Annotated in this window: 26 protein-coding genes; 15 read left to right on the forward strand and 11 right to left on the reverse strand. The window is 49.3% G+C overall.

Features of this window, described 5'->3' with window-relative positions:
• The first annotated feature begins 189 nt into the window (after positions 1 to 189).
• Entirely contained in the window at positions 190 to 1233 is a 1044-nt protein-coding gene (locus BUE76_RS02065; protein WP_073048037.1) for an AI-2E family transporter, read from the forward strand.
• A gap of 240 nt (positions 1234 to 1473) precedes the next feature.
• Entirely contained in the window at positions 1474 to 2229 is a 756-nt protein-coding gene (locus BUE76_RS02070) for a murein L,D-transpeptidase catalytic domain family protein (RefSeq protein WP_143157466.1), read from the forward strand.
• 199 nt (positions 2230 to 2428) lie between these two features.
• On the opposite strand, the gene BUE76_RS02075 is transcribed toward BUE76_RS02070, so the two are convergent.
• The 4 genes from BUE76_RS02075 to BUE76_RS02090 all read right to left on the reverse strand — a co-directional run bounded on the left by BUE76_RS02075 (position 2429) and on the right by BUE76_RS02090 (position 8652).
• Positions 2429 to 3088, reverse strand: coding sequence for a hypothetical protein (locus tag BUE76_RS02075; protein ID WP_073048040.1), 660 nt, complete (start codon positions 3086 to 3088; stop codon positions 2429 to 2431).
• A gap of 83 nt (positions 3089 to 3171) precedes the next feature.
• Complete coding sequence (rpoN, locus tag BUE76_RS02080) at positions 3172 to 4668, reverse strand: RNA polymerase factor sigma-54 (protein ID WP_073048043.1); 1497 nt, start codon at positions 4666 to 4668, stop codon at positions 3172 to 3174.
• Between the two features lie 386 nt (positions 4669 to 5054).
• On the reverse strand, positions 5055 to 5744 hold the full coding sequence (locus tag BUE76_RS02085) for a LytR/AlgR family response regulator transcription factor (RefSeq protein ID WP_073048046.1): 690 nt from the start codon (positions 5742 to 5744) through the stop codon (positions 5055 to 5057).
• Between the two features lie 91 nt (positions 5745 to 5835).
• Positions 5836 to 8652, reverse strand: coding sequence for a hypothetical protein (locus BUE76_RS02090; protein ID WP_073048049.1), 2817 nt, complete (start codon positions 8650 to 8652; stop codon positions 5836 to 5838).
• 293 nt (positions 8653 to 8945) lie between these two features.
• Here BUE76_RS02090 and BUE76_RS02095 point away from each other — a divergent pair, with 293 nt between their 5' ends.
• The 4 genes from BUE76_RS02095 (at position 8946) to BUE76_RS02110 (ending at position 12003) form a co-directional block, all read left to right on the forward strand.
• Positions 8946 to 9509 (forward strand): hypothetical protein, encoded by a 564-nt coding sequence (locus BUE76_RS02095; RefSeq protein ID WP_073048053.1) that lies wholly within the window; start codon positions 8946 to 8948, stop codon positions 9507 to 9509.
• A 201-nt stretch (positions 9510 to 9710) separates the two neighbouring features.
• Positions 9711 to 10103 (forward strand): hypothetical protein, encoded by a 393-nt coding sequence (locus BUE76_RS02100; protein WP_143157467.1) that lies wholly within the window; start codon positions 9711 to 9713, stop codon positions 10101 to 10103.
• Between the two features lie 27 nt (positions 10104 to 10130).
• Positions 10131 to 10883, forward strand: a complete 753-nt coding sequence (locus tag BUE76_RS02105) for a fimbrial biogenesis chaperone (protein ID WP_073048060.1) — start codon at positions 10131 to 10133, stop codon at positions 10881 to 10883.
• A gap of 61 nt (positions 10884 to 10944) precedes the next feature.
• Complete coding sequence (locus BUE76_RS02110; protein WP_073048062.1) at positions 10945 to 12003, forward strand: hypothetical protein; 1059 nt, start codon at positions 10945 to 10947, stop codon at positions 12001 to 12003.
• Positions 12004 to 12271: 268 nt separating this feature from the next.
• On the opposite strand, the gene BUE76_RS02115 is transcribed toward BUE76_RS02110, so the two are convergent.
• The 4 genes from BUE76_RS02115 to BUE76_RS02130 form a co-directional block, all read right to left on the reverse strand.
• Positions 12272 to 12862, reverse strand: coding sequence for a carboxymuconolactone decarboxylase family protein (locus tag BUE76_RS02115; protein ID WP_073048065.1), 591 nt, complete (start codon positions 12860 to 12862; stop codon positions 12272 to 12274).
• Between the two features lie 75 nt (positions 12863 to 12937).
• Positions 12938 to 13492 carry a peroxiredoxin gene (locus BUE76_RS02120; protein WP_073048067.1) on the reverse strand — a complete coding sequence of 185 codons (555 nt, stop codon included), beginning with the start codon at positions 13490 to 13492 and terminating at the stop codon, positions 12938 to 12940.
• Between the two features lie 146 nt (positions 13493 to 13638).
• Positions 13639 to 14097, reverse strand: coding sequence for a MarR family winged helix-turn-helix transcriptional regulator (locus BUE76_RS02125; RefSeq protein WP_073048070.1), 459 nt, complete (start codon positions 14095 to 14097; stop codon positions 13639 to 13641).
• Positions 14098 to 14270: 173 nt separating this feature from the next.
• Complete coding sequence (locus BUE76_RS02130) at positions 14271 to 14648, reverse strand: nuclear transport factor 2 family protein (protein WP_073048072.1); 378 nt, start codon at positions 14646 to 14648, stop codon at positions 14271 to 14273.
• Between the two features lie 278 nt (positions 14649 to 14926).
• Here BUE76_RS02130 and BUE76_RS02135 point away from each other — a divergent pair, with 278 nt between their 5' ends.
• Positions 14927 to 15247, forward strand: a complete 321-nt coding sequence (locus BUE76_RS02135) for a heavy metal-binding domain-containing protein (RefSeq protein ID WP_073048075.1) — start codon at positions 14927 to 14929, stop codon at positions 15245 to 15247.
• Between the two features lie 56 nt (positions 15248 to 15303).
• Here the strand turns inward: BUE76_RS02135 and BUE76_RS02140 are convergent, their stop codons facing one another.
• On the reverse strand, positions 15304 to 16191 hold the full coding sequence (locus BUE76_RS02140; protein WP_073048077.1) for a flavin reductase family protein: 888 nt from the start codon (positions 16189 to 16191) through the stop codon (positions 15304 to 15306).
• Between the two features lie 132 nt (positions 16192 to 16323).
• Between BUE76_RS02140 and BUE76_RS02145 the strand changes: the two genes are divergently transcribed.
• Positions 16324 to 16986, forward strand: a complete 663-nt coding sequence (locus tag BUE76_RS02145; protein WP_073048079.1) for a head GIN domain-containing protein — start codon at positions 16324 to 16326, stop codon at positions 16984 to 16986.
• A 187-nt stretch (positions 16987 to 17173) separates the two neighbouring features.
• Here the strand turns inward: BUE76_RS02145 and BUE76_RS02150 are convergent, their stop codons facing one another.
• Positions 17174 to 18166: a fumarylacetoacetate hydrolase family protein gene (locus BUE76_RS02150; protein WP_073048082.1), complete on the reverse strand. Its 993-nt coding sequence runs from the start codon at positions 18164 to 18166 to the stop codon at positions 17174 to 17176.
• Positions 18167 to 18570: 404 nt separating this feature from the next.
• On the opposite strand from BUE76_RS02150, the gene BUE76_RS02155 reads away from it, so the two are divergent.
• The 5 genes from BUE76_RS02155 (at position 18571) to BUE76_RS02175 (ending at position 21293) form a co-directional block, all read left to right on the forward strand.
• The gene (locus BUE76_RS02155) at positions 18571 to 19236 is read left to right on the forward strand and encodes a sterol desaturase family protein (RefSeq protein WP_073048084.1); all 666 of its coding nucleotides are present in this window, start codon (positions 18571 to 18573) and stop codon (positions 19234 to 19236) included.
• 66 nt (positions 19237 to 19302) lie between these two features.
• The gene (trmB, locus tag BUE76_RS02160; RefSeq protein ID WP_073048086.1) at positions 19303 to 20010 is read left to right on the forward strand and encodes a tRNA (guanosine(46)-N7)-methyltransferase TrmB; all 708 of its coding nucleotides are present in this window, start codon (positions 19303 to 19305) and stop codon (positions 20008 to 20010) included.
• Positions 19979 to 20179, forward strand: a complete 201-nt coding sequence (locus BUE76_RS02165; protein ID WP_073048089.1) for a DUF5522 domain-containing protein — start codon at positions 19979 to 19981, stop codon at positions 20177 to 20179. Before trmB ends, BUE76_RS02165 begins: the two co-directional genes overlap by 32 nt.
• A 381-nt stretch (positions 20180 to 20560) precedes the next feature.
• Positions 20561 to 20932 carry an MGMT family protein gene (locus tag BUE76_RS02170; RefSeq protein WP_073048093.1) on the forward strand — a complete coding sequence of 124 codons (372 nt, stop codon included), beginning with the start codon at positions 20561 to 20563 and terminating at the stop codon, positions 20930 to 20932.
• A gap of 46 nt (positions 20933 to 20978) precedes the next feature.
• Positions 20979 to 21293 carry a PLDc N-terminal domain-containing protein gene (locus tag BUE76_RS02175; protein ID WP_073048096.1) on the forward strand — a complete coding sequence of 105 codons (315 nt, stop codon included), beginning with the start codon at positions 20979 to 20981 and terminating at the stop codon, positions 21291 to 21293.
• Here the strand turns inward: BUE76_RS02175 and BUE76_RS02180 are convergent.
• Positions 21281 to 21700, reverse strand: a complete 420-nt coding sequence (locus tag BUE76_RS02180) for a YybH family protein (RefSeq protein ID WP_073048099.1) — start codon at positions 21698 to 21700, stop codon at positions 21281 to 21283. The two genes, BUE76_RS02175 and BUE76_RS02180, sit on opposite strands and share 13 nt — an antisense overlap.
• 177 nt (positions 21701 to 21877) lie before the next feature.
• On the opposite strand from BUE76_RS02180, the gene BUE76_RS02185 reads away from it, so the two are divergent.
• Together BUE76_RS02185 and BUE76_RS02190 are read left to right on the forward strand one after the other, a co-directional pair.
• Positions 21878 to 22495 (forward strand): SCO family protein, encoded by a 618-nt coding sequence (locus tag BUE76_RS02185; RefSeq protein ID WP_073048102.1) that lies wholly within the window; start codon positions 21878 to 21880, stop codon positions 22493 to 22495.
• Positions 22496 to 22552: 57 nt separating this feature from the next.
• Positions 22553 to 22990: a Fur family transcriptional regulator gene (locus BUE76_RS02190; protein WP_073048137.1), complete on the forward strand. Its 438-nt coding sequence runs from the start codon at positions 22553 to 22555 to the stop codon at positions 22988 to 22990.
• The last annotated feature ends 328 nt before the right edge of the window (positions 22991 to 23318 follow it).

Here is a 23318-nt window from a genome sequence, read left to right on the forward strand (position 1 = left end):
GTATAAGCTGTGGCGCACGCATCCCATCCACTTTGCGCTTCCTCCTTAAAACAAAACCTCCTGCGCCCTGCAGTAGTTTTTACCTAAAGCCGACCCTTTACAGTACACCTGCCTGTTGCTTCCTGTAATCGGCCAGCAGCTTATTCCCCGGGCCCACTTTTTGTTAAGTTTGTTACTACAGATCAGTTCATGAATACCCAGAATACCATTGACTCCAACCTGCTGCGGCAGATCTTTTTTATCATCCTTATTGTCTTCCTGGGTGTCGTTCTTTTCCGCGAACTGGCCTTTTTCATTTCTGCTTTCCTGGGTGCTGTTACCTTTTACATCATCATGCGCGACCGCATGTTTTACCTTACCGAAAAGCGGGGCTGGAAACCCAGCACAGCCGCATGGGTGCTGATGCTGCTTTCCTTCTTCGTCATTCTGGTACCCATCGGGCTGCTTGGCAATATCCTCTACAGCAAGATCAGCTATATGGTTACCCATGCCGGCGAGCTTTTAGGCTCTTTGAAAAAAGTTGCCGACGATATCCGGCAGCGTATAGGCTACCAGGTGATCAATCCCAACGCCATCAACCAGCTGGGTCCTTATATCGGGCAGATACTGCCAAAAGTGCTGGGCATTACCGCCAACACCATTGCGCTGATCAGCGCCATGTATTTTGTGCTCTTCTTTATGCTGGTGAACGGCCGCAATATGGAGGACTCCCTTTATGAATACATCCCGCTGAAGGACGGCAACGTGGAACTGATCGGGCAGGAACTCAGGCGGAATGTTATTGCCAATACCATCGCCATCCCGCTGATTGCTTTTTTGCAGGGACTGGTGGGATTGGTAGGCTACCTGGTCATTGGTATCGACGAACCCTTTGTGTGGTTTGTAGCCACCTGTGTATCGGCCATGCTACCTGTGGTGGGCGCCGCCCTTGTTTATGTTCCGCTGACCATTATGCTATTTGTACAGGGACAGGTAGGTCGCGGCATTGCCATGGGATTATGGGGCTTCCTGCTGATTGGACTGGTAGATAACCTTTTTCGTTTTCTCATCAACAAAAAGCTGGGCGATATCCATCCCCTGATCACCATCTTTGGCGTAATTGCCGGCATACAGCTCTTCGGCTTTATCGGGCTCATTTTTGGTCCCCTGCTGATCTCTATGTTCATCCTGCTGCTCCGGATCTACTCTTCCGAGTTTTTTGTAAAAAAGCGCGAAACGAGAAGGGTGAAGTAGTTTGGGTTTCTTGTTTTTGGTTTATAGTTTTTTGTGGTTTCTGAAGAATTCTCCGGCTTCAACTAGCTGGAGCATTGGGCAGGTTCATAAGGTTAAAATTTTCCTTACGCCTGATTTTTATGGGTTTAAATACAATATTTTCGGAATACAACACAGACCTTTGCCAAGCGTTTCCGGAAAACAGTTTCCAATTTGTTGCCCACCGGAAAAGTTCCAATCAACCTGCAAAACCCATTGCCTGTGCGTAAAAAACTCCTGCCAATACTCTTTACTACCGTAGCCGCTGCAGCCGCCCTGTTTCCTACCCTGAAAGCAGGCAGTAAAGTTGCCGAGGTTAAAAACTATACTGTAGCTACTGCACCAGCAGCTCCTGCCGCATTGGACCTCAAAGCCACTGCCGCCGCTGCAAGCACCGCACTGTACGACAGCCTTCACCTAGACCAGCTGGGACTTTCTCCCGAGGCCATGCAATATGCTTATCTCGGTTTTCTCCAACTGAAGGACAAAGGTGCCCTCCGCAACGAGGATGTATTATCCATTGTAGACTTCAGCCAGAGCTCGTTCAAAAAGCGGCTGTATATTATTGACGTGGCCAATTTTAAAGTGCTGCGCAATACTTATGTAGCCCATGGCAAAAACTCGGGTCTGCAATATGCCAGCAATTTTTCCAATACCCCCGAATCGCTCCAGAGCAGCCTTGGTTTTTATGTAACCAAGGGCACTTATTTCGGCAAACATGGTTTGTCGCTGCGCCTTGACGGCAAGGAAAGCGGCATCAACTGCCAGGCAGAAGCCCGTGCCATTGTGGTGCACGGCGCCGAATACATTGGCACCCACCGCCTCGGTGCACCTTATATGGGTCGCAGCTTTGGTTGTCCCGCAGTTCCACAGGCCGAAGCTTCCGAGGTAATCAACACCATCAAGGACGGCACCTGCATGTTTATTTACCATCCCAGCAAAAAGTACCTGCAGAGCAGCAAGCTGTTGAATTCATAACTCTCCCGGCAGTTCACACCCCCTAGCCCGCTAATGGGGGAACTTAGGTCAAATAATATTTTGGTTACAATAACGCCCCTCCTAAGCAGAGGGGCGTTATTGTTAATAGCAATTATAACCTAACGTATTTGACACATAAAGCGGACACGCTATCCCAAGTTCCACCTTCAGGGGGACAGGGAGTTGAACAGGAGTTATTTTAAAACAAAACCCAGTAAGCCACCAACTGCGACAATATACCACCAGCAAAGCCGGCATATACTTCAAAGGGCCGGTGCTCGCCGGTGATGAGGCGGGCCGTGCCTACCAGTCCGGCGCCCAACAGTGCCACCGACAGGTAAAACCCAAAACTGGCATTGGAGCGAAAGGCAAGTACAGACATAAAGGCCAGCGCCACGCCGGCAGCAAGGGCATGCATGCTGATCTTGAAATAGCTGTTGAGCATCAGCCCGAGGCTGGATGCCAGAAAAATGCCCAGTGCAAAAAGTTCCAGCGCCTTGGGTGTGCCCGCCTGGTTGCGCAGCACATACCACATCCAGAAGTAAAACATTCCCGATGCTACATAGGGAATGATGCGCTCTTTTTGGGTGCGTAAAAAAATGGACTCAATAAAGCCCAGCCCCTTCAACAGCAGGATGGTTACCAGCGGAAACAGGATGTACATCACCCCAAAGCGGAGCAGCAGCAAACCTTTCTGCCCCGGATCGGATGCCGGAAAAAGGTGGTAGATATAAATAAGGAACCAACCCACGTAAACGGGTATAAACAGGGGATGGAGCAGCACCGATACCATACGGGCAAAAAATCGAAGCACGGGGGAGAACGAAACACCCTGTGCGTTGTGTTCAGCTACAGACATGGAGGACGATTTGGGTTTGAGCGCCACGACGATAGACCATGGACCACGGACCATGGTCTATGGTCTATCGTCTATGGCCTTTCTCAAAGCTCCTTACGCAATCGGGCCACCGGAATATTCAATTGTTCGCGGTACTTGGCCACCGTGCGCCGTGCAATATTATATCCTTTTTCCTGAAGCAGCTCTGTAAGCCTTTCGTCGCTCAGTGGTTTCTTCTTTTGTTCGTATTCAATCAGGTCGCTGAGAATTTTCTTTACCTCGCGGGTAGACACTTCCTCGCCACTGTCGGTGGTAAGCGATTCGGAGAAGAAGAACTTGAGGCGGTAGGTACCAAATTCGGTTTGTACAAACTTGCTGTTGGCTACCCGGCTTACCGTAGAGATATCCAGACCTGTTTTCTCCGCAATATCCTTCAGGATCATGGGCTTGAGCTGGGTTTCATCGCCGGTGAGGAAGAACTCGTACTGGTGGTTCATGATGGCCGTCATGGTGCTGAGCAGGGTATGCTGGCGCTGCTTGATGGCATCAATAAACCACTTGGCCGCGTCAATCTTTTGCTTGATAAAGATTACGGCTTCCTTCTGGCGCTTATCTTTTTTGGTACCTCTTTCATAATCGCGCAGCATGTCGCGGTAACCTTCCGAAATACGTAGTTCGGGGGCATTTTTGGAGTTGAGGGTCAGCTCCAGCTTGCTGGCATTGTTGAAAATAAAAAAGTCGGGCACCACATAGCTTTCTGCTTTGTTGATCTCGCCCACATTACCGCCGGGTTTAGGATTGAGGCGGGTAATCTGCTGCATCACCTCCTTGAGGTCCTCATCGTTGAGGTTTAAGCCCCGCTGGATTTTTTCGTAGTGTTTCTTGGTAAACTCGTCGAAGTAGCGGGTGATGGCCTGAATGGCGATATCTACATCCTTGCCCTCGTCCTTCATCCGGTTGAGTTGCAGCAGCAGGCACTCCTGGAGGTTGCGGGCAGCCACGCCGGGCGGATCAAAATGCTGGATTCGCTTGATCAGGGATTCCACCTCTTCTTCGGTAACAAAGATGTTCTGGCGGAAAGCGAGGTCATCGACGATGGCGGATGTTTCGCGGCGCAGGTAACCGTCTTCGTCAATGGAGCCGATGATTTGCTCTGCAATGCGGAACTGCTCCTCATTCAGCTTCAGCATCCCCAACTGGGCTTCCAGCACCTCGTAAAAGGAGGTTTCGACCTTGTAGGGCATGGTTTGCTTTTCTTCCTGGTCGCCATAGTTGTCGTCCCGAAGCTTGTAGTCGGCAATATCATCATCGCCATCCGACACGTAATCCGAAAGATCCAGATTATCGTAATTATCATCGGTGCTGGTTTCCTCGTAATCGTCGGCTTCGGCGGGGTTTTCGGCAAACTCGTCCTTCATCTCATCGCCGAAGTTTTCATCAAAACCTTCTTCGGTGAGTTCCAGGGCTGGGTTTTCCTCCAGTTCCTCCTTAATGCGATCGTCGAGTATGGCGGTTGGCACCTGCAGCAGTTTCATCAACTGAATCTGCTGGGGCGACAATTTTTGCAGTAACTTTTGCTGTAAACTCTGGTTAAGGCTCATAAGGGTCTTCTTTTAAGGACGGATTAAAAAGGCCGCCCACTTCACAAAAATCGAGCCGTAAATTTATTGCAATTATCAATCCATGGCCAGACGCTTCCGCTGTTTTAGCATTTGTATGTGCGCCTTTACGCTGAAAGCAGCGTCGCAGCTGTATTTGCCACCTGCCAGAGACAGTTTGCCTGTAGCAAAAACAGTGGTTCTTTTACCACAAAACTTCTACACTCAGCACATGCCCTTTAGCTGTAAAAAGGAGTACCAGCTACAGAAGATCACCAGGCTCAACCTTTTCATTCGCCTGGGAAATAAGGAATATGTGGACCGGATGGAAGGAAAGAAGCAGTAGGATGGAGTTGACATAGAGCGAAAGCAAAGGCTTATCAACTGCCCTACAGTATATTGATGCGGTTGCCCAGCAACAGCCGCTGCGTTTTGCTCAATGGAATGGCCTGTCCTTTTACCAATACCATATTGTCGGTGAGGCTGTCAATCTTACGCACGTTCACCAGGTAGGAGCGGTGGGTACGGAAAAACAAGCGGCGGCACAGCTTGCGTTCAATCTGCTGCAAGGCTCCATTGATCAGCAGGGAACCGCTATCGGTTACAATCTTGAGGTATTTATCAATCACCTGTATGTAGCAGATGGCACCAAAGGGCAGCTTTTTAAATTCCCTGTCGGTGCGTACAAAAATCTCCTCGTGGGGGAACTCCAGGTGCGGCTGTTCGTACATCAGGTCGAACTTGTCCTTCATTTCGCGGAAGCGCTCAAATGTGAAGGGTTTTTTCAGGAAGTCGAAGGCCTGGTACTCGTAGGCCAGGTGAGCGTATTGGGTATGTGCCGACAGCATCACTACGGCCGGTTTGTAAGGCAACTGCTGCAGGAGGTCAAAACCGTTCATGCCCTGCAACTCAATATCCAGGAACAGTAAATCGGTTGCCTGCTCCCTGAGGTACTGCAAAGCTGGTTCGGGCTTTCTGAAGGCCTCCTGCAGTTCGAGGCCGCCCACACGGGTAGCATACTGGCATGTGATCATGCTCATTAAGGGGTCGTCGTCGACGACCACAAATTTCTTGGTCATGGTACAGGATTGAAATGGTTTCGGTCATCCTGCCAGCGCACGGCACCCAATGATGCAGGCAGCGCGGACATGTACGAGAACCTATCCAAAACTATTGGATCCCACAAATAGTGATTGTAGAATAAACCCTACTGTATTTTGACTTTTTTACCTGAACGGGGCGCTCGCCCGCGGTCCAGATAAGTTCCAGTTTGCCGGTAAAGCCTTGTTGGGGGTCTACGTTTACCATAGCCGAAGTTCCGGGATGATTGGTGTTGTGTAACTGCGTGATATACACCTTGTGTTGGCCAGCGGGCACTATAAACGAAAAAGCCCCCTTTGCATTTGTGAATGTTACCTGCTCGCCAAATGGGCCAGAAAGGGTAATACGGATATTACCTACAGTTTCTGCCCTGCCGGTAAAGCGGTCCTTACTTGAAAGCACCGTACCGGCAACAGGATACAAGGGAGGTATGCCCAGCGATAGCGTAGCTTTTGTTTGCAAATCAAATTGCCGCGTGAGCAATAGGGAATTGGATAGGCCCTTAGCCAATACTTCAAAACGGTGCACCCCCTTGGTTAAACCACTGAGCCGGATGGCGCCTTCACTATTGGTAATCATCAGCATGCCATCTACCCGCACCAATTGATTTGCTGTATAAGGCTCCCCGGTATCATGAACTCCGTCACTATTCTGATCTTCAAAAACCCGCACTGCCACTTGCAGCAAATGGCGTCTTTCGGGATGCAGGGCAATGCTTCGTTGCACCCCGATCCTGGCTTGAAACATTCCGGAACGGTTACCGAAGTACATCAATGATGCCGCCGTTTGCCATGGCCCCTTTGCGTAGCGCAAATCCTGCAGCAAACTATATTGCCATTGGCTGAACAGGCTGATGTATGAACCGGAAGCAGCACTTTGCACAAACCAGTTTTTACCAATAGCAGTACCATACCCTCCCGTGGCGGTAAAGTTCCGGAAGGTGTTCCCGGTGGATAAAGCCGCTTGTTGCTCAGCCAAAAAATAGCCACCCTGCTGCATAAAAGCGGCAAGGGAAATTTTATTCCAGGATAGATTAGCTGCCGCACGCCACGCCAAAGAAGTAGTGACCGGCTTGCCTGGCGGCATTTTTTGCTGCAAACCGCCATCCCAGTTAAGCCCCAGCCCTATTTTACCGATACGTTGGTTCAACAGCACACTTAGGTTCATTGCCTGGGAACTCAACCCTCCGCCACCGAGTAACAATGGAAACTGTTGCTTCTGTTTGAGGTAGTATGGTTTGAAACTCAACGTGGATTGACCCAACCGCCAGCTGGCGTCCATTTCCAGGGTCTGCATCTGCATCGGCAGTTGCGGAAACACCTTCCAAAGTTGAGCAGCCACTTTATGGGCAAACAGGTTATACCGGAAATTCAGGCTGTACCGCTGTAGCGTATTAACCGTAGCCTGTACCGTGCCACTCACCAAACCTCTCTGGTTGCCGGCATACGCAGGTGATGCATAAGAATAGCGGCCACGCCAGTTAATCCATTTGGTTTTTAACCCGCCATCCACCAATGCCGATACACCCCGCAAGGTTGTATCGAGCTTTGCATACTGCTCAACACTGGTACCCAAACGCACGGTAAGGAACTCCTCTTTATCGGGCCTTGGCCGCCACTCCGCAAACTGCAGCGATCCATGGCTGAACGTATTTCCCCGCTGAAACCAGTTGGAACTTACCACTACATCGCCGCCTTTGAATCCGCCATAAGTAAGTTGCGTACTTACCGTTTGGTCGGAAGCACCTGTAAAGGGCGCCAACAGGTTGGTGTTATTATCCATAACCCATACGTCCGCATGCAAGTTTTTGCCTGGTACAGCTTGGCTTAACCGCACCCCACGTCCCTGAAGGTTGAGCTCATGAAAATCGCTGATACTACCTACCAGTATTGCCTGGGTTTTGTTTCGGTATTGCAGCCAGCTGGCATTCAGTTGGTTCAGGTTAGCATCGCCAAACCTGGTGTAATTAAGTTGTCCCGATAAAGCGCCAAGGGGCTGCGCCAGCTTGTAGGCCAAAGAAAGTTCCTGTTGCATACCACCACCCTGCCGTATGCCCATTGCGGTAGCTACTTTCAGCTCCTCCATGGCACCAGGGGTGGTAAACATGGTTCGTGCCGTAGCCAATATATAGGGTAGAAAACTGAAAGAGGTGAGCATACGCCCTTCCATGGTAGACACCCGGACAGCCAGTGGCTTATCCGCAGTAACCATATCCGTTTTAGTCGGCAGGCGCACCAGTGCCAGCTGTACAATTGTATCATGCAATTGGGGAAGGCGTACAACCACGCGTGGCTGCAGCAGTTGCAAGGTAGGGTGGGGCTCTGCCATTTCGAGCACAACGGGTGTTCCGGAAGGCAGGAAGCTCCTCATCTTTACCGGCACGGATAGCTGTTGCATGCCTGGCAACACCCATACCTTATCCTGCATGACTTCGGCAAACACCCTGGGCTCCATACCCTGTACCAGTTGTACGGGGAGGTTCAGGGAGAGGGGTGATCCGCCTTCTGGTACAAAAACAACAGGCAGCTGGTACCGGCCATTGATGCGCCCGTATCTATTTAAAAAGCGAAGGCTGACCCTGATGGTATCGCCGGGTGCCACCTGCAGCTGCCGGCCCTGATCGCCTAATTGTATAAAATAATCGCTGGCAAATGACCGCTGTACAAACCGCACCGTGTCGGAGGTAAGATTGTGCAGCAAAACCCTGCTTACAAAAGAGCCCGCCGGCGTACAGGTTACCAGCTCCGGAGGCAGCACTTCCAGGGGTATGCCTTCCCGGCTTTGTGTATGGCCGCCATGGGGCACCAACAGCAATACCAGGTATGCAAGGAAATACCGGTATAAGGCAGGTTTAAACCCTGTAACATGGTTCAGCCTTGGCAGCATGGGGTAAGAAAGGGTAGGTTTTAATGGCGGAAAATAATAGAATCAGCCCGTCTGTATTTTCTTTTATCCTTCAATGTGCGGGATTGCAGCGCCAGATGCCCTAAGAACAGCGCGAACGGAAGGATGCTGCATTATTGTTTTTCACCCCTTGATTTGGATAGGTTAGTCACACTATGTTTGAAGTGGAAATCGCGATCCAAACTCTCCTTCCATCTTCCTTGAAACAGCTACTTGAATAGGTCCGTATTCTTAGGATGCCCACCACTTATTTATCCTAAACACAAGAAAATTTCATGAAAACGAAGACCATCTTCAAATCTGCTGCTATTCTATTTTTGGCCGCATTGTCCGTAAACGCAAACGCCCAAACAACAACGGCACCACCAGTTACTACCAAGCAGAGCAACGAAAAAACAACCGCGCTGAACGTAGTTATCGATAATGCCATCGAGGTGCGCCTCAACAGTGTTGACCCGCTGGGTTTCCGCCTGGCCACTGCAAAAGATTTCAGGGAAGGAAAAGACACTTCTTATGCTGATCATTTCCGGGTTACCAGCAACATCCCCTACAAGATAGAAGTAAAGACCAGCGATGCGACCCTCGCCAGCAGCGCTACCGGCAAATCAATTCCAGTAGAAGAAGTAAGCCTGGAAATCACCAATACCGGGCTTACCGGCGCCACGCTCAACAAGGTTGCTTTATCAACCACCAACCAAACGCTGGCTTCCAAACTGAAAGAAACAGTTGACCAGCAGTTTTCGGTTAAAGTTGGCAAGTCAACAGCCGCCAGCAGTAAGTTTCTCGTACCAGGCGGCACCTACACTACCAACCTGGTGATCACTACAACGCAAGAATAATCCTGTTTTATCCACTACCGGCGTATACCCATTTTAAAAAGGTGTGTGCCGGTTCTTTTTCATTTTGGAAATATGCCGTACAAAGCTCTTGTATTGATGCTGACGTGCTGCTGGCTGTTTTCGGAACAGGTGCACGGACAATTAAATGGCTCATCAAAAGCAAATAACCGGTTACAGGTAGAAGTGCACAACCAAATTGAAATGCAACTAAACAAGAAAGTTGCCCAGGTTGTATTCAACAAGAAAAAAGACAGTATGCCATCCACCAACGGCCTTGTGCAGAATCAGTTTGTGGTAGTGAGCAACGCCCCCTATAGCATTTCAGTTGCAGCCACCACGCCTTACCTGATCAACGGCGCAGACCGCATACCTATGAGCAGTGTAAGTATGAGTGTATGGGGTGCCGGAAAACAAAACTGGCACCAGTCAATAAACGCCCTTAGTACCCAACCGCAAACGCTTAGCCGCATGGCGCCTTCTACTTTAAGCCAGGCTTATTCCATTATGTACCGGGTGCGTCCACTCCGGCCAGTTATACATGCTACCGCCGGTATCTATCAGGCAAGCCTCCTTTTCACAACTACCCAGGAATAACACAATCCGCTAAACCAACCGGAAACTATGAAACAAATCTTTTCTTTCTTCTTCCTGCTTGCTGCCCTAAGCAGCCAGGCCCAGGGTGCCTTTTTAGCGCGTCCTACCAAAGTGTTTTTTAACGCCGCACCGGCCCTGGCCCAAAAACAAATCATTGAAGTACGCAACACCGACGAAGTACCCCTCTTGCTCGAGTTCAACTTACAGGACTGGATGCGCGACTCGCTGGGAAATAAACTGTACGCAAACCCTGGGGCATACGCACAGTCGTGCAGTCGTTATATAAAGTTGTCAGCGGAAAAAATGTTGCTGCAACCGGGCGAAAGCCGCGAGTTGGAACTTATTCTGACAGCTCCGCCCGAACCGCTGAAACAAGCCATGAATGCCATGTTGATGGTAACCCAAACTGCAGAAAAGGAGGCGGACAAAGCAAAGGGCGTGTCCGCGCAGTTTGTGATGCAAATGCGTATAGGGGTACATATCTATTTCCAGCCAACTTACCTGCAAGAACGCAATATTGAATTTCAACGCCTCTTTTTTGCCAAAGGTGGTTCCGCGTCAAAAGAAAACACGCTTGCTACCTCCAATGGCCTGATCAGTGAACTGCAAAACCTTGGACAAACAGTAGAAGAAGGCAAGGTAAGGCTGGAGTTGAACCATGAAACAAGTGGCGAACTTTTACCATTGACGACCAAAGTTTCAATTCGATGCCCGGCGACCGGCTTCAATTGCCGTTTACCCTGCCTGCAAACCTGCCCAAGGGTAAATACCTGGTCGTAGCTATGCTTGATACCGGGTTGGACACCCCATTAAAAGTTATGGAGGCCCAAATAGAATTGTAATGTGGGCGCAATTAAAAGCCATACTGTTATTGGTAACTGCGCTTTTGCTGGGCAGTTTTGCTGATGGACAAACGATGACCACTATCATGGGTACCGATACGGTCAGCAGCCCCGTTACAGGGCGGCTGTACCTGACTACCATACCCGCATTTCGCGCAGGCAAGACGCTTTCCGGTAATATCATCAACATTACCGGGCTTACCCGAAATGTCCGTTACCAAGTAAGGATGGTGGCGGGTGGCTCGCTTACCAATGGCAGCACCACCTTTCCACTGAGCCAGATCAACGCCAATGTCAGCGCATTCCGGTGCGTCACCAATAACCATTCATTCCGGCTTGTAACCGTACCCACAGGCAACCAGCCTTTAGGCGCCACCAGCAACACGGCTACTGCTACCAACGGCATTGCACTGGCAACCTTTGAAACGCAAGGTCCTAGCGGAGCCTCAGCCGTACAACTATCTTTTGCTATGATTTGCCTTGCAAATTCAGGAACACTTAACCTGGTACCGGGAGATGATCAGGCTGCCCGTGCATATGGCGGCCTGACCATACGGTTTACCTTGTGGTGGGATGATCCAAACTTGGGCTGGACCCTTTTATCAACCAACATTCCTTCCCCAAACTTTTCCCTTGGCGTTACCAATGCTATTGAGTTAGTGCTTGGGCCAAGTCCGGCAGTAAACTTCCGCCTGGCCAATGCTTCAATGTACCGCCAGAACCAACGGATTACTTTGAACCAACAAGTGCAGGTATCAAGCAATATGCCTTTTAACTTGCTGGCTTACGCATCCTCCAGCAACCTGAGTAATGGAAATGCCACCACCACTATTCCCACCAACCGGGTTTCGCTTCGGATTACCAATATAGGTGTTGGTGCAATTTCATCATTTACCACCCTTGGGGTGGCTGCAACTCCGGCCACCCTTACCACCAGTGTGGAACGGGGACTGGATCAAACCTTCAACTTTGAATACCAGCTCGCCACCGGTACTGCCACTTTAATACCCGGCGGAACCTTCAACAACAATCTTACTTTAAGAGCCATTCAGTTGTAACAAAACCTTCTCTGGTCAAACCAACTTTTCAACTATTTAGTTTCTTTTGGTACAATCTAAGAACAGACGACAGCTAACGCACATGGTGCCAGTGTTTGCAGCAGTTGGCAACAAGGCTGCTGCGCAAACAAGATGCATCAAAAACCGCAAGTCGCGCTGGTCTCCTATCAATCCTTACAAAATCCTATTCATCACCGGTCACGAAAAACCCCGGCCACTAAGGACCGGGGCTTGTTTTTAGATAAACCCAATCTATAAACACAAGACCTTACAGCAGCACAGCCAGGCTTTTCAACACAGCGGCCAGGCGCACGGCATCGTGGATGCGCTGCTTGGCGGTGCCATGTCCCACCAGGGTTTTCTCATGCGAAGTAACGCAGAGCTCGCAGCCATTGAGGGCACTAATGGCCAGGCTTACCAGCTCAAAAAATTCTTTGCCCAGTACCGGCTGCGCCATGATGCTCATGCGGATGCCGGCCTGTGCGTTATTGTAAAACTCCTCGTGCATGAAATGACGGAAGCGGTAGTACACGTTGTTGGCGTTGAGCAGCGAAGTGCAGGCAATGGCTTCTGCAACTTCCTTGTCGCTGGCGCCATTGGCTACTGCCGATGCGGTAAACGCATCCTGCAGCACTACGTTTTTTTCGTTGGCGGCAACGGCCACCGCCAGCAGGTAAGCTTCCTTGCGGCTCAGGGTTTCGGCTCCCAGCGCATTGGTGACATTAATCTTCAGGTCGCGGAGGTATTTGCTGTCGGCGGCAGCCAGGGCTTTGAGGTTGGCGCTCAGGCTCGCTTCGGCAATACCCAGCTCCTGGAGCAGCGATACGGCGGCGTTTGATTCGGTAGCAATTCCAAACATGGAAGGAAGTATTTTGATGACCATGGTCCATGGACAATGGACCATGGTCTATTAGTATTAAGCTAAAGCTGGAGATTAAGCATTGATGGTTGCTTCACCTTTCTGCCAGTTGCAGGGGCAGAGTTCGTCGGTTTGCAGGGCGTCCAGTACACGCAGTACTTCCTTCACGTTGCGGCCTACATTGAGGTCGTACATCGATACCCAACGAACAATACCCTGGGGGTCAACGATGAAGGTGGCGCGGTAGGCTACTTTCTCGTTTTCTTCGAGGATGCCCAGTTCTTCAGCCAGCGACTTGCTGGTATCGGCCAACATGGGAAACTGCAGGCCACGCAGGTCTTCGTGGTCGCGGCGCCATGCCACGTGTACAAACTCGCTGTCGGTAGAAGCGCCAACCAGAACGGCATCGCGGTCAGCGAAATCAGCGTTGTGCTTGTTGAACTCAGCGATCTCTGTGGGGCATACAAAAGTGAAATCCTTGGGCCACCAGAACATTACCATCCATTTGCCGCTGTTCTTAATTTCCTCGTAAGAAAGATCATAGAACTCTTTGCCTTTTTCGATGGATACAACTGCCTTTTTGTTGAAGTCGGGGAAAGAAGCTCCCAGCGATAAAACCTTGTTTGCCATGTGTTTGCTTGTTTTTCGGGGTGCAAAGTTGCAAGCAGCGGCAATAGGACAGGTTTGAAAGAATTGATGAGCTTATAGATGAAGGTTATGGGGAGTGGTGATTAGTGATCAGGATTGGGTATTGGGTAATGATCAGTAATCAATATTTACTTACCCGATCCACGTACCTGGTCCAGGAGGTTGCTCAGCTGCTGCGCTTCTGCTTCGTTCAGCCCGCCCACCACATTATCCATTTCCTCTACCCGGGCATCCAGGTTTTTGAGCAGTTGCTGGCCGGCATCGGAAATCACGACATCTACCAGGCGTTTATCCACGGCTGAAATGCTCTTGGTCACCAGTCCTTTTACTACCAAACGGTCAACAATACGGCTGGTATCGCTCATTTTGTCGAGCATGCGCTCCCTGATCTGCAGGGTGGAAAGCGGAACAGGAAAAGAGCCCCGCAGGATGCGCAGTATGTTGAATTGCTGGTGGGTGATATCCTCCGTAGCCAGCAGGTTCTTGATGCGCTCCATCACCCAGTTGTAAGTATAGATGATATTGATGATTGCCTTCTGGTGGTTGTTGCGAAACTGGGCCTGCTTTATATCCTGTTCTATACTCATGGCTTGGTGAATTGGGGTAAAAATAGAAAGTTCCGGTCATGTGTAGTAACCGGAACTTCAGAAACTAATATCCCAACAGGATACGGACTACAAGGAAGTTCCCGGATCTGGGTTCAAAGTTGAAAGCCTGCAAGGGCACCCTGCTTTGAACCCGGAACCTGGAACTGTTCCCCTTAATTGTTGTAATAAAACTTCTCTTCTACGATCTTGCCGTTCTTCCAGCGCTGTACGGCCACCTGGCGGTAGTTGCGTACGCCGTAGTCTTTATGGGTATAGTCGAACCACCACTCTACACAAACGATATCATCGGAGAGCAGCACGTTCAGCACTTTGGCACCGCGGAATTCGGTGAGGCCGTTTACGAATGCTTCTTCGTACTGGCGGTTCAGTTCAAAACCTTCGCGAACAGGATAGTCATTGTCCTGCATGCGCACGTCAGGCGCATAAAACTTGTCGAAGGCGTCCAGGATACGGCCTTCCAGGATCATGTTGTTCAGTTCAGTTACGTTGGCTTCGAGGTTGTGTACCCCGGGGGCTGCTGTTACGCTCATTGTGAATTGATTTTAGAATAACAAATTTAAAGTTTAAACATTGAGTAAACAAATTATTGTAGTTTTTGTTCGAACCGGCTCCTGTAGTCAAGTGTGAAAAAATGGGTTGCCGGGTGCAAAATGCAATAAAGGATAAAAGGCGAATAATACCGCTCCCAACGGCCAAATGTTCATCATAACTTCATTCCAGCCTTTTGATTACGGGTTTTGTATTTCGCATCTTGTGCCGGTATTTTATACCTGCTTCCCTGCCTATCTTGTATCAAAATCAACAGTAAATGATCACCACTACCACGCCCAATATCGAAGGGCACAGCATTGAACGCTACCTGGGTGTTGTTTCCTCCGAAGTAATCATTGGCGCCAACATTTTCAAAGACATTTTGGGCGGCCTGCGCGATATACTGGGCGGCCGCAGCGGCACTTACGAAAGGGTGCTGGAAGAAGCCCGCCAGAATGCCCTGAACGAACTGGTAGGTAAGGCCCAACATATGGGTGCCAATGCAGTTGTGGGTATTGACCTGGACTTTGAAACCGTTGGCGCCAACGGCAGCATGCTGATGGTGATTGCCAGCGGTACGGCGGTGGTGATCCGATAGGTTTACAATATACACCTGACAGGTCTCGGTGACCTGTCAGGTGCTGCCTCAACCGCTCAGGTAATAACACCCGCCAGCAACACCTGCCATGCATCTGCTACCTTGCCGTTTTCGAGCAGGCCGGCAGCATGTCGGTGTAATTCCAGCTCCATATCATCGGGGTTCAAAGCGTAGTACTGCACAATTTGCTTCAGGTGGTCGTCGCTATAGGATGGTTGCACCACGGGCATTTCGGCCACATTGGCCAGCATGCCCAGGTGGTTGCCGGTAAGCACCTTGCTGAAGCGGATGCTTTCGGGCAGGGCATCGATGCCAATGCCCAGTTGGGTATTGGGCTTGGGTACGGTAAACAGGTTTTCGGGGCCCACCCGGCAATACCAATCACCACCGAGGCGAGCGGCCAGTTCCAGTTTACGTTGGTCTATTTTTCCTGCTTCATTCAGCAGGGTATCGTCGAGGTGCGCACAAAGCACCTCGCAGATCACCAGGTTGCCTGCGCCACCTGCTTCTCCCAAGGGTTTAACTTCCAGCACCCGGCACTCCAGTTTGGCTTTCGCTTCCCTTACCATGGGCGGACGCACCAGGGTAGCGCCTTCTTTTGTAAAGCCTGCTTTCTCAAATTCATCCACGCCCTTGGGGTACTCGCAACTGGAAAGGGAGGTTTGCTGTACCATATCCCAGCTAACGATATTGATCACCACCTCGGGTACTTCCAGCACGTTTTGCAAGGTGTGTTTGGTGGTATTGTCGCGCACCCTGCGGGCGGGCGAGAATACCACGATGGGTGGATTGGAAGAAAACATATTGAAAAAGGAGTAAGGACTCAGGTTTACGTTTCCGGCTGCATCAATAGTAGATGCAAAACAAATAGGCCGGGGTGCTACCAGGTGCTGGAGCCAGTATTGCTTTTCGGAAGGGGTAAGCGAAGCAAGATCAATACGCATGTTGTAAAACTAGGAGAAATGCCGCTTGCTAATGGCCCTGCCATTCATCTGTAATAACAACCGCTGGTCATTTGTCCGCAGACGCTTGTAACCTTCAAAGCACGCAGCCGTTGAACAAGCAAACCAACAGTTATGAAATCAATACTCGCTTTCACCCTGGTACTTTTTACCGTAGTAGCAAATGCCCAAACCCTCAGTGGCAAAAGAGTAAGCCGCGATATACCGGTAAGCTCTTTCTCCGCCCTCAAGGCTGGCGGTGTAGTAGAACTGAAACTGGTTCAAAGCGATAAGGAAAGCGTAACCGTTGACGCCGACGAAGCCCTGCAGGGCTATGTGCATATTGTAAACAATGGCAATACCCTGGAGATCGATACCCGCAAGCTGAATAACAAGCATATCAAAGGCAACTGGAAATTGTATGTAACCGTTCATTTCCGCCAGCTCAGTAAGCTTTCCATCAACACCGTTGGACATGTTCAAAATGAAGGCACGCTGAAGTTTGACAACATTAAAGTAGACGTGAGCAGTGTTGGCAATGTAGACCTGAAGATGGATGCACAACAACTGGACCTCACCAGCAGCAGCGTAGGGAATATAGAACTGGCGGGTAGTGCTGCCAAAGCCACCATGCGCAACAGCAGCGTAGGTAATGTGCGTGCCGAAGAACTGAAAGTAAAAACCATGGAAGTAAACAACAGCGGCATCGGCAATATGGAAATCAATGCCGAAAACATCACCAGCTTTCAGGGCAGTATGCTGGGTAAAGTAAGGAACAGGGGACAGAAGGTGAAGTAGGGACCATGGACAATGGTTGATGGACCATGGATTGGGACGACAGACTACAGACGACGACTGGATCAATGAAACGATAGCGATATAAGGGAAAGACGCCCCGGGCAGACAGCAGGTAAAGGCTTCATCTGGCTACCGGCGGCAGTCTTTCCTTTTTACACCTAACAGGTCTTCGAGACCTGTTAGGTGTTTACAGTATACTCCACTCCGTATCTTCCTGCTCAATGGTATTTTGCAACACACCTAGCTGCTCAATTTCCATTTCTACTTCATCGCCAGGCTGCAGCCATTGGGCTTCATAGTCAGGATTGTTCAATTTACCGGTACCGTTCAATTCCAGGAAGCAACCGGTGCCCACCGTACCGCTGCCAATCACATCGCCGGGATACAGCGTTACGCCATAGGAAGCCCTTTCGATGATTTCCGCAAAGGTCCAGTCCATATCGGCCAGGCTGCCGCGGCTTACTTCCACGCCATTCACCTTACAGGTCATGGCCAGGTTCCAGTTTACGCCGCGATGCCCTTCCTTGGGCGCCACTTCAAAGGCTTGCAGTTCGTCGAGCGTTACCAGCCAGGGACCGATGGAAGTGGCAAAATCTTTACCCTTTGCAGGCCCCAGGTTCAGCAGCATTTCTTCCATTTGCAGGCGGCGTGCGCTCCAGTCGTTCATGATCATCAGCCCGCCAATATATTCCTGAGCATCCTCGGCTCTTATGTTGCGGCCGGTTTTGGAAATCAGGATAGCCACCTCCAGTTCGAAATCGAGGTTGTGAAAATGATCGGGCATCAAGGTGAGGGTACCCGGCCCGGTAATGCTGTGGTGGTTGGTAAAATAAAAAATAGGGTATTGGTCAAACTGCGCGATCATCTCCACACCACGGTTGCGGCGGGCGGCAGCCACATGCTGCCGGAAAGCATACCCATCGCGGCATGAGGTTGGGAAAGGCACTGGTGCCAGCAGTTCCACGGCATCCAGCGGCTTGCTTTTGGAAGCACTGATCTTGCCTTCCTGAATCAGGGCCACACCACCTTTAGCCAGTTGCAGGTTCTCATCCCAGTAGGCCAAAAACATACTCATATTGCCCGGCAGGTCGGGGTGGAGGGTTTCCATATCGTACACCCGGTCGGCTACTAATACTGCAAGCTGGTCCTGGCCTTCGTTGTTATAAGAAATAAGCTTCATGGCAGATCGTTAGGGGTAAATTGTATTTTGAAGAGCGACTAAGGTAATTATTCAACCCATCCTTGCCATGAAGTATTTGTGCCTGCTGGCTGCCGTTTTATTGTTTGCATTTACCACAATTAAGAAACAGAAAGCTGGGTGCGGACAAACGATGGTACAGCTGCATTGATTTACCTGCCTGCAGCAAAAGAAGAAAGCCCATTATGGGCTGTAAACAGTAGCTTACAGGTATGCCTTGGCTGGTATTATTTTTATACAGCTAAAGCCTTTGCCCTTAAAATTTGTACACCCATTTGAGCTGTTAGCAATCAGGGCCGTATATGAAACAGAAAGTGCAAATCTGTATGCGCAAATTCAAAATCCCTTTAGCATGGGATTGTATTTTTGCCTAAACCCTTAGACGCATGAAATTCGATAAGATCCACAACAAAGGACAGGCACGGCTATTTGAAAACGCCTTCCTGGAAATGCTCACCAAGGCCAACCCGATCGTTATCTGGAGCATGTACCTTCCCTTTATTATCGGTCTTCCAATTTATGCCTACCACAACAAAGGTTTGAGCGGCGGCAATATTGTCCTGCTCTTTTTATGCGGCCTTCTTTTCTGGACGTTTTTTGAATACCTGGCTCACCGCTACCTGTTTCACTGGATAGCAGACAGCGCAAGGTCGCAGCGGCTGGTGTACATCCTGCACGGCAACCACCACCACTACCCCCGCGACAGAGAGCGGCTTTTTATGCCGCCGGTACCCAGCATCATCCTGGCGTCCACTATCTTTGCGCTGCAATTTTTGTTTTTGCGCAGCAATACCCTTGCCTTCTTTCCGGGCTTTATTTTGGGCTACCTGTTGTACGCTTCGATGCATTATGCCATCCATGCCTTCAACCCGCCTTTTAAATGGATGAAGCCGTTGTGGCGCAACCACCACCTGCATCATTACAAAAACGAACACAAAGGCTTTGGCGTAAGCTCCACCTTTTGGGACCGCATCTTTGGTACCATGTTCGACCTGAGGCAGGAGAAAGAAGACAAGCAGAAAGTGCAGGAACTGATGTTTGAAAAGAAATAGCTACATGCCCCAAGCTGCAAGCTTCAAGGGCTTGCAGCTTGCAGCTAAAAGCTTGAAGCTTACATTATGGGTCAAAAAAAACTAGTCCGTTTCGCCGAGTTGCTCACTTTTACCAATGTGCTACAGCACCCCGAGGGGATGCCCGGCAAATGGAAGGAATATTTTGGAAACGAAAATCCACTGACGCTGGAGCTTGCCTGCGGCAAAGGCGAATATGCATTGGGGCTGGCGCAAATGTATCCGGAGCGCAACTTCCTGGGTGTAGACCTGAAGGGCAACCGCCTGTGGGTGGGCGCTAAAAAGGCTACTGCACTGGGATTGAAAAACGTAGCTTTCCTCCGCATCCTCATCGATCGGATTACCGAATTTTTTGGCAAGCAGGAAGTAGATGAAATCTGGATCACCTTTCCCGATCCGCAACTGCGCATCAGCCGTGACAAAAAGCGTTTGACGCATCCTAAATTTTTGCGGTTGTACCAGCAAATACTAAAGCCTGGCGGGAAGATCAACCTCAAGACCGACAGCCCTGTGCTGTATGAGTTTACCATGCGTGTGGTAGCCCTATATGGGTGTACCCTGCATGCTGCTTCGGACAATGTATATGCACAGGCAGAAGTTGCACCCGAACTGCAGATCAAAACGCATTACGAATCGCTGGACATTGCGGGCAGCAACCGCGTACACTATGTATGCTTTTCTTTGCCCGAAAACATTCCGGGTAAAGAACTGGACCAGCAACTGCATGAAGAACTTAAAGCCACAACCGGTGCTTAAAGAAGGTGTTGATTACTACCTCAACGAGCAAGGGCTGATGGTGCTTACAGAAAAGTATCACCTCGACCGTGGCTATTGCTGCGGCAATGGTTGCAAGCACTGTCCATTTGATTTTGAGGCTGTGCCTGAGCCCAAGCGATCGGAGTTACTGGAAAAGAAGTCTTTGTAGCGTGAAGGATTGGAATCTGTTTGTTGCTCACGGATGACACAGAAAGCCCGGATGTATTTTGTTTACGCAAAAGCAGTTTACTTAATCCCTATTATCCTGGCTATCGGTGAGCACAAGCAATGATTGGTTCTCACAGGTGACACAGATTCATTTTGTTTTACTTAAACAGTGCTATTTATCCGTGTCATCTGTGGCATCTGTGAGCACCAAAATGCACCGCAAATACCAGTCAAAACCTTGGTGGCAATGATTTGTTCTCACAGATGCCACAGATAGCACAGATTTATTTCGTTTATGTAAAAGCAGTTCACTTCATCTGTGTCATCTATGCAACCTGTGAGAACCCATAAAGCACCCTAATTTCTTCATCAATTTAAGCCCATGTCTTCACCTCTTAAAAAGATCAAACCTTCGGGTAAAGCTGACGATTCCTTTTTTGCTGCGGTGTATGAGGTAGTAAGACAAATACCCCGTGGTCGTATCACTTCTTACGGCGCCATTGCCGAAGCACTAGGTTCCCGCTCTTCAGCACGCATGGTTGGCTGGGCCATGAACGGCGCACACCAGGTGCAGCCCTCCGTGCCTGCCCACCGCGTGGTAAACCGCCAGGGATTGCTTACTGGAAAAATTCATTTTGCAACGCCCACCCAGATGCAGGAACTATTGGAAGCAGAAGGGGTGCAGGTAATTGATGACCAGGTGCAGGATTTTCAACAACTCTTTTGGGATCCTAAGGAAGCTGCCAATTGGTAACTAAGCTGGTTGTAATTAGTTGTAACTTTAATAGCAAAGCAAGCCCATGAACAAACGCACCTTACTTGCAGTGCTTTTCTTAGCCAATATTGTTGCAGTTGTAACAGGAGCCTACTTCAAAATCACCCACCAGGGTTATGGTGATAGCATACTGATTGTAAGCTTTGGATTGAGCCTTGCATTTGTGGTGCTGGCGCTTACTGAAGTATTTGCTTCCCGCCGCATCGACACTACCCAAAAGCTAATGTGGACCGTAGGGCTGATCTTCTTTCATACCATTGCGGCTTTGGTTTATTTGCTCGCGGGCCGCAGACATGTGATTGACGCTTCCAAAGGTCTTATAGAATATCAGGAGCTGTGATCCGCAATAATTTTCCAGCTGCCGGCAATCTTACGCATCAGCAGCGTATAATGCCCGCTCAGATCGCCGACCTTTCTTTTTAGCATCCATTTGCCCACCACAAAATAATGATCCGGTGAAAGCGGGCGTACCTCCAGGATGTCAAATGCAAGTTGTCCCATGGCATCTTTATCGGGATACCCTTTTTTGTAGTTATCCAGTGTTTTCTGCCAGCCCCTTGTAGCACCACTTTTACCCACAAAAAGCAGCGAGTCGCTCTTCCAATAGGTTTGCATAAAACCTTCCAGATCGCCCTGATTCCAGGTTATTGTCTGGGTTGCCAACAATTTCCGGATAGCTGCGGCATCATCCTGTGCAAATGCCTGGGTGGAGGTAGAAAGGAGGAAAAAGAAGAGTAAGCGCTTCATGGTATTTTGTTTTAGGCAGAAAGGTTTGCCTTTATAAGCCCGAACTTACTAAATGCTGTCTTCTGAAATGCAAATTGTCAACACCTTCAACCCTTACGCTTATCTATTGTTAATCCCTGAAGCAACTGTTTAGCATCAGCCACTAGTGCCTTAATAGTTGGTAAATTTGCCTTCATCATGAAATCACGTAAGACCCTAATTTATACCGGCTTTTTTATCCTACTCGTCTTTGGATTTTGGTTTGGCCTGTCTAAAACTGTTCCCGGCTTTACCAGTGTAAGCATTCCGCCCATCAGCCAGGTTACCCCTTTCCAATTTACCAACCAGGATGGGCAAACTGTTACTGAAAAGAATATGGCAGGTAAAGTTGTAGCTGTCGAGTATTTCTTTACTACCTGTAAAGGCATTTGCCCAAAGCTTAATAAGAACATGAAGGCGGTATATGAAACATACAAAAACGAACCTGACTTCATGATCCTGTCGCATACTTCCGATCCGGAGACAGATAGTTCCGCCAAGTTGAAACACTATGCCGATTCAATGGGTGTGAATACCAGCAAATGGGTGTTTTTAACCGGGCGGAAAGACAGCCTGTACAATATGGCGCGCTATAGTTACAAAATTGATGATCCTGCAAACAACCTGGCCAGTGTGGAAGATGACTTTATGCATACCCAGTTCATCGCACTGGTGGACCGTAAAGGCAATGTGGTGAAGATTTATGATGGGTTGAAACAAAGTGAGATGAAGGAAATGACCAAGGAGATCAGGAAGCGCCTGGAGGAAAAAGGCTAAAGCTTAAGGAATACTGGCAGTTGTTTTGGATACAAATGGATGCAAGCAGCACAAACCATGAATACGATAACAGATCAAAATATAGAAAAAAGAATTGCGGACCTGCTGCGGCGCAAACACCTCAGCGTCACAGATAGCCGTCGGCGCATTCTTACCTTGTTCATGCAGCAACAGGATGCATTGGCACACGGAGATATAGAAAAGAAGGCCGGAGAAAAATTTGACCGCGTAACCATTTACCGCACGCTTCAGGCCTTTGTTGAAAAAGGTATTATTCATACCATACCAACCTCAGATAATTCAGTTAGATATGCGCTCTGCCGGGATTGCAGTGAACACCACCACCATGATGATCATGTGCACTTTATCTGCAGCAATTGTAACACAACCACCTGTTTAGATGATATAGTGTCACCGGAAATTGTTTTACCCATCGGCTACAAAGCACAGAACGTACAAGTAGTCATCAATGGTTTGTGTAAGAACTGCGCTTAAGTGAAGTGTTGCTAATAATGTAGAGGCCTGCTATGCTGGCCTTTTTTTATTGGCATTGATGCAAAAGAAATGATGCATGCAAAGGCGTAGAGGCGCAAAGGATATAAGTAGAAGTTTATTCCGGGTAGGTGACAATCTCACAGGGATGCTATTCTTAAATCCCCCATCTACCTGCAAGCAAACTATTTGCACACCCTCAGAGGTTACATAAACAGTAGCTGTTCACAATCTTGCAGATAACCGAAGTCTTCTCCACCCTCTTTGCGCCTTTGCGTCTTTGCGGGCAACCCGTTTCATTCCTCCATGGGGTATATAAAAGCAAAAAGCC

The sequence above is a fragment of the Cnuella takakiae genome (genome assembly GCF_001953305.1).
In the GTDB taxonomy this organism is placed as follows: Bacteria; Bacteroidota; Bacteroidia; order Chitinophagales; family Chitinophagaceae; genus Flavisolibacter; species Flavisolibacter takakiae.